This is a genomic window from Candidatus Methylacidiphilales bacterium (assembly GCA_028713655.1).
Lineage (GTDB): Bacteria > Verrucomicrobiota > Verrucomicrobiia > Methylacidiphilales > JAAUTS01 > JAQTNW01.
The window spans coordinates 1-6,155 of record JAQTNW010000073.1 but is presented as its reverse complement, the minus strand read 5'-3'; the positions used below and the strand labels follow the sequence as shown (position 1 = coordinate 6,155).

Annotated in this window: 7 protein-coding genes; 5 read left to right on the top strand and 2 right to left on the bottom strand. The window is 54.3% G+C overall.

Annotated features, from left to right (window positions below):
- From PHD76_14945 to PHD76_14925, 5 genes are all read left to right on the top strand, one after another.
- Positions 1 to 456, top strand: a 456-nt coding sequence (locus PHD76_14945) for a hypothetical protein (GenBank protein ID MDD5263138.1), incomplete at its 5' end; no start/stop codon positions are given.
- Between the two features lie 201 nt (positions 457 to 657).
- Positions 658 to 1,131, top strand: coding sequence for an acetolactate synthase small subunit (ilvN, locus tag PHD76_14940; GenBank protein ID MDD5263137.1), 474 nt, complete (start codon positions 658 to 660; stop codon positions 1,129 to 1,131).
- Positions 1,132 to 1,157: 26 nt separating this feature from the next.
- Complete coding sequence (gene ilvC / locus PHD76_14935; GenBank protein MDD5263136.1) at positions 1,158 to 2,183, top strand: ketol-acid reductoisomerase; 1,026 nt, start codon at positions 1,158 to 1,160, stop codon at positions 2,181 to 2,183.
- 295 nt (positions 2,184 to 2,478) lie between these two features.
- The gene (locus PHD76_14930; GenBank protein MDD5263135.1) at positions 2,479 to 3,411 is read left to right on the top strand and encodes a hypothetical protein; all 933 of its coding nucleotides are present in this window, start codon (positions 2,479 to 2,481) and stop codon (positions 3,409 to 3,411) included.
- 25 nt (positions 3,412 to 3,436) lie between these two features.
- Positions 3,437 to 4,915 carry a carbohydrate porin gene (locus tag PHD76_14925; protein ID MDD5263134.1) on the top strand — a complete coding sequence of 493 codons (1,479 nt, stop codon included), beginning with the start codon at positions 3,437 to 3,439 and terminating at the stop codon, positions 4,913 to 4,915.
- On the opposite strand, the gene PHD76_14920 is transcribed toward PHD76_14925, so the two are convergent.
- A complete protein-coding gene (locus PHD76_14920; GenBank protein ID MDD5263133.1) occupies positions 4,912 to 5,187 on the bottom strand; it encodes a hypothetical protein in 276 nt (91 codons plus the stop codon). The genes PHD76_14925 and PHD76_14920 overlap by 4 nt on opposite strands.
- Before the next feature lie 326 nt (positions 5,188 to 5,513).
- Positions 5,514 to 6,155, bottom strand: a 642-nt coding sequence (locus PHD76_14915) for a glycosyl hydrolase (protein MDD5263132.1), incomplete at its 5' end; no start/stop codon positions are given.

Genomic DNA, 6,155 nt, shown 5'->3' with positions numbered 1-6,155 from the left:
GCGGACACGGCCTACATCTCTCCGGAGGATGAAATTGCCTTCGAGGCCGGCGACTGGATGCTGGCGTTGGAGTGCGAGGACCTGGCGATGATTTGGACCATTCAATCGGAGGACGGCACTTCGTACGGCCCCACGACCGCGGGCACGATCAAGGAATTCCTGACGGCGGGGGAGATTTCAACAAATGACAAGCTGGTGCATGCCAAGACCGGGGAAGTGAAGACGATCCGGGATGTGTTGGGCGAAGAGGGAATGCAGGAGGCACAGAAGGAAATGGTGCAGGCGCCCGGAACCCCGACGGACGAGGGTTTGTCGGAAAGCATGGAGATTGCCAAGGATTTAAGAATCCGGACCCTGGAGTGCGAGATGGAAGCCTTGAGGAAGGAACACGATGATTTGAAGCAGAAGTACATGCAGTCCTGCGATGAACTCGTGACCCTGAAAAAGAGCAAGTGAGGCATTTTCGCATTGACCGCCCGGCTCCCTCCGCGGTACGGTTTCAAGCTGATTGGCATTCGCTGGCCGCCCTGTGATACTGTCGTAACCGGGGGTAAGGGGAGGCTGTAGTGCCGGTAGATTGTGGCCCATCCTTACCAATTGCAGGCCGGATGGGCTTTTTATTTTTGGCATTTTTAACTTGGCGCAAAAGAAAAGGACATGAGACACACCCTATCAGTTTTGGTGGAAAACAAATTCGGGGTGCTGACCCGGATCACCAGCCTGTTCAGCGGGCGGGGATATAATATTGACACCCTCAACGTCGGGCCGACGGAGGAGCCGACGACCTCGCGCATGACGATGGTGGTGGTGGGGGACGACAAGGTTTTGGACCAGGTGACCAAGCAATTGAACCGCCTGGTGGATGTCATTGAAGTGCGGGACTTCAAGGATGGCGAATGCGTGGACCGCGAACTGGTGCTGATCAAGGTGAAGGCCGACGCCAGGACGCGTTCCGAAGTCATGCAGATTTGCGATATTTTCCGGGCCAAGATCGTGGATGTGCAGCCCTCAAGCGTTTCGATTGAAGTGACAGGGGATGAGACCAAGATCGGGAAATTCATCGCCCTGATGGAAAATTTCGGCGTGCAGGAACTGGTCCGGACCGGAAAAGTAGTCCTGCCTCGGAACTAAAACTAAATTTATCAACAAGGAATCCTATGCCAGCGAAAGTATATACAGACAAAGACGCCGACCTCAAATATCTGAACAATAAAACCGTGGCTGTGCTCGGCTTCGGATCGCAGGGGCACGCCCATGCGCTGAACCTGAAGGAAAGCGGCGTCAATGTGATTATCGGCCTTTACAAGGAGAGCAAATCCATCCCGGTGGCCCAGGCCAAGGGGTTTGAGGTGCTGGAAACGGCGGAAGCCGTGAAACGCGCGGATGTCATCATGGTGGCCATTCCCGACACCAAGCAGCCGTCCGCGTATGAGCGGGACATCGCGCCCAATCTCACAAAAGGCAAGACCCTGCTTTTCTCGCATGGATTTTCCATCCATTTCAAGACCATTGTGCCGCCAAAAAATATTAATGTCATCATGGTAGCGCCAAAAGGCCCTGGCCACATTGTCCGGCGCCAGTTCACGGAAGGCAAGGGCGTGCCCTCGCTGATCGCGATTTATCAAAATCCTGGCAAGGACGCCAAACAAATCGCCCTGGCCTGGGCCAAGGGCATCGGCGGCACCCGCGCGGGCGTGTTGGAAACCACATTCAAGGAGGAAACCGAGACCGATCTTTTCGGCGAGCAGACCGTGCTTTGCGGCGGTTGCAGCGCGCTGGTCCAGGCAGGCTTTGAGACCCTCGTGGAGGCCGGTTATTCCCCCGAGATGGCTTATTTTGAATGCCTCCATGAGCTGAAGCTGATCGTGGACCTGATGAATGAAGCCGGCATCAGCGGCATGCGCTTTTCAATTTCCGAAACCGCCAAATGGGGCGACGTCAGCGTCGGCCCCAAGATCATCGACGCCAAGGTGAAGAAGCACATGAAAGAGGCGTTGAAAGACATCCAGAGCGGCAAGTTTGCCAAAAAGTGGATCAAGGAATACAAGGGCGGCTATAAAAAGTACAACTCGCTGCTGAAAAAAGGGGCCAAGCATCCGATCGAAAAGACCGGCGCCCGCCTGCGTTCGTTGATGCCCTGGATCGGGAAGAAAAACATCTCGGGCGCCCAGGCGGCGTATTAAGCAGAGCCGGGCTGCTTTTTCATCCCCGGTAGCCATCGGCGGGGCAGGCTGCGGTTAAAATGAGCACTGGATTGCCGCGTCGGACGTCGGTGATGTCCTCTTCCTAATGAACAGATGTGACAAGATGTTGAAAGATATAACCGCGTTGCGGTAAGCTACAACTCCCGTTCATTCCCCCTCAAAACACCTTCAGCATGGGAATAACACACGTTGAAGCCCAGCATTCGCCTTGAATGAGGGTGGGGAGATATGCATTATCCAGATAGATGGATGTGAAACGCATTCTTATACAATTATGAGACTTTCAAGAACAGTTCTGGCGGCATTTTTCCTGCTCTCAGGGGCGGTCAACGGTCTATGGGCCCAATTTGCAACGGTGACGACGCTTGAAGGCGGGGCCGAATATGCCCTTCCAAATTCAAACGAGCTCATTCCGATGCAAGGCAATGAAAAGCTGCCCGTTGGGACTACGATTTGCACCTATCCGGACAGCAGTGTGATTTTCAAGGAGGCGGGTGGCGTGATGGTGCGGGTCGGGGAAGACAGCGAATTGGTCATTGCTGAAGTATCAGCCGAGAACATCCAGGCTGCGAACACGAAAACCGCCTTCCTTCCCACAAACTACGTTCCCCCGATCCACTCCAAGTTGGATCTGTATAAAGGGCGTGTGTATTATGTCTTCAATGCCTTCCCCGATGACGGCAAGCCGAAGCCCAATTCTTATTTCCGCGTGGAGTGCCCCCAAGGCGTGGCCGCAGCGCGGGGAGGCTCGGGCTTTATCGGTGCGGACGGTTCCTTTGGAGCAACCAGTGGGGGACTGGCAGTGCTTTCCCTCAACCGGCAAATTTTCCGGGCGGGAGCCGGTGAGGGGATCCAGGGCCACGATGACGGGTCGTTTATTCATATTGGAAAAGCCACAGACCTGCCTTCAGGCGCAAGCTCGATTGAATTTATTTTGCAACTTGCAGGTCATGGCCGTGAACTCGGTGTGCTGAAACCGGGAGAGTTGGATTTGCTCAAAGACACGGCGAGAAAGCTCGGGTTTTCCGATGACCGCATCAACCAATCGCTGCGCCGCCACTTCCGTCTGAAAGTTTTGGGCGACAAACTATTGGAACTGCGGCGCCTTCATCGCCAGGAAATCATCGAGTCGCTGCGCCGCCACCGTCGGCATCACCATCACCACGATCCTTCAGAGGTGGAAGGACCCGCGCACAAAGTCACTTAGTTGCGCGGCAACTCCGAAGGCGTTTATGAGAATAGAGGGCTGCTCAAAGGCATTTTACGGTTCCGGGCGTAAAAAATTGCCCGCATTCCTCCTGTCTTTCCTTTTTGCGGCATCGTTTATTTTAGCTCCAGCACATGGAGATAGCATTACCGATGAGTTCGGCGTCGGTTTTCTGCCTCCCAGGCCTCCGCTTCGCTCGGAGTCTGGCGGGTATTTAAAGCAGGACAACCTGACGTGGAACTGGTGGGGTATTCGCGACAAAATGGAGGATCGCGGCATTGTCTTCAACGGATCCTATACCAGCGAGGTACAGGCCAATGTACAGGGCGGAATCAAGACCGGCAGCATTTACGACGGCCAGCTTGTATTGGGCTTGGAGCTTCAAACGGAAAAGCTGACGGGAGGTTCGTGGCCCGGCGGCGTATTTCGGGTGAATGCGGATTATGTACATGGCGGCAGCATTACGGGAAATGATGTCGGCGATCTTCTGGGAGCCAGCAATATCGGCCCCACTTCGGATGAATGGTCGGTGGATTTTTACTACGAGCAAAGTCTTTTTGAAAAAAAGCTGGTTCTTACCCTGGGTTACATGGGGCCGGGAAACAATTTTGCCGGGAACGACGTTTCCTGGATATTTTCCAACAGCGCCTTCGGCTGGCCGGAAATTATCGGAGGCAGGGCGCAGCAGGGGCCTTATTCGAATTCGGTTCCCGGTTTTGTCATCCACTATGCGCCGATTGACGAATTTTATTTTCAGGCGGGCGCCTATGCAGGCACACAGGAAGCCGTTCCGGTGAATGCGCCGCCGTCGAACGGGATTGATATTGCAATCAATGAAGACCAGGGGGCGTTGGGCCTGATGGAAGTGGGCTATAAATTGAATCAAGGGCAGGGTGACAAGGGGCTTCCCGGCACGTACCGACTGGGCGGCTGGTATCGGACACGGGACACGGATACGTCCCGGACCGGACCATCGGTGTCACAGTTTATAGGGCTTTCAAATGCGTTTGGTCCTCCAACCGGGACCTTTGCCGACTACACGGCTTTGGTGAACCGCAATTTGAATCATGACGATCACGTCGGATTATATTTTAGCGCCGACCAGATGGTTTATCGGCAGCCCAAGTCCGATGACAGGGGCCTTACATTATTTTGGCGCGTGGGGGACAATGAAAGCGGAACCACGCAGTTTGATTTCTACACGGATGGCGGGCTGAGTTACAAGGGGTTGATTCCGGGGCGGCAGGATGATGTCCTGGCTGTTGGCGCCGCCTATGCCGGAATTTCGGATAATACCACCGATTATCAACAGGGTTTGAAGCAAATTTTCCCGAGATTCAATCCGATCCAGGATTATGAAGCTGTCGTTGAGGGAACCTATTCCCTTTCACTGACACCGTTCTGGAGCCTTCAACCGGATATTCAATGGATATTGCATCCGGGCGGCTCGGATCAAAACAACAACGCGCTGGTCGTCGGATTCCGGAATACCCTTTATTTTTAGGTTTTGCGGACCGCCTCCTTTTTCGCTTCCATTTCCTCATTGAGGACCGACAGGTCGCGCCGCAGTTGTTCGCTGAGTTCGCCGGATTCCTTCAGGTCGCCGGCGAATTCCGCCTCCCGGATTTTACTTTCGAGAAAAGTTTTGCGCTCGGCGATTTTGGATTCGTAACGGTTGGTTATTTCCGCAAGCCCGGCCCGTTGGGCGTCGCTGAGTTTGGCGGCCGGCTGTGATTTTTCGAGCCGTTCCATTGCGAGTTCATAGGCGGATTTCATAAAGTGCAGCGTAGGACATAACTGCCATAAAGGCACGAAGTTTTGCCCGCGAAACACACGAAAATCACGAAAGGGCAAAACGCTTTTTTACAGGAAGATCGCGAAGATCAAGGAAGGTTAAAACAAGAGCCTTAAAACTTAGCACTGAAAACTTAAAGAGAAGGACGGACTCCGACACCCGTCGCGAGCAGGCGGACACGGATAAACGCGGATGTAAACTTGAAGACAGACAGCAACTATCCCCCTGAAAAGAGGGAAGACAAGGGGGTTCTGTTTGCGGCGAGAGAACACAAGGAACGAAAATTTTAAGCACATGAAGAGAATGATTACTTCGCCTTCAGATGCGGCGCGGGCCGGTCGATCCAAAGCGGGTCCGCCATGCCATCACGGAAGGCCTTGAGGGATTCGAGGGACGAGTCCGCATGCAGGTTGCTGTAGGAACCGTCTTCATTCGCCCAGCGTTCATTCCAAAAGATCGCGATTTTCAACCTCGGATAATTGCGGACAAAGCTTTTCAACGCCTCGCGGATCCATTCGGCCTTGCGCTTGGAAGGGGGGAATTCGCCCACGCCCCACTCGGCCATCATGATGGGTTTCGTCGGATGAAGCGCGGCCAGCAGTTGGTAGGGGTAATCGACCGTGTCATGGAAATAAACCCAGGCGTCTGCGGGGAATTGCTGGCCGTAGGCGCTCATGCCGATCCAGTCCACATAGCCGTCTCCGGGATAGTATTTCTCGATGGCGTTCCAGTCATCGGTCGGATAGGAGTAGTTATTGGCGTGATAGACCCAGAGGATGTTCCGCGCGCCGCGGGCGCGGACATGGTCCACGACGTAGCGGTAGGCTTTTTTGTATTTCTCAACCCCGGCAGTCCAGCCTTCGTCCTCGTTGCGCGCATTTTTATCCCGGTAGAAATAGCCGGACCACGGGAACCAAGTGCCGTTCATTTCGAGCCCCCAACAGACAAA

Bases quoted from the DNA above. Each gene is read 5' to 3' on its own strand.
- PHD76_14930 (MDD5263135.1), top strand. From the start codon at position 2,479: ATGAGACTTTCAAGAACAGTTCTGGCGGCATTTTTCCTGCTCTCAGGG.
- PHD76_14920 (MDD5263133.1), bottom strand. From the start codon at position 5,187: ATGAAATCCGCCTATGAACTCGCAATGGAACGGCTCGAAAAATCACAG.
- ilvC (MDD5263136.1), top strand. From the start codon at position 1,158: ATGCCAGCGAAAGTATATACAGACAAAGACGCCGACCTCAAATATCTG.
- PHD76_14925 (MDD5263134.1), top strand. From the start codon at position 3,437: ATGAGAATAGAGGGCTGCTCAAAGGCATTTTACGGTTCCGGGCGTAAA.
- ilvN (MDD5263137.1), top strand. From the start codon at position 658: ATGAGACACACCCTATCAGTTTTGGTGGAAAACAAATTCGGGGTGCTG.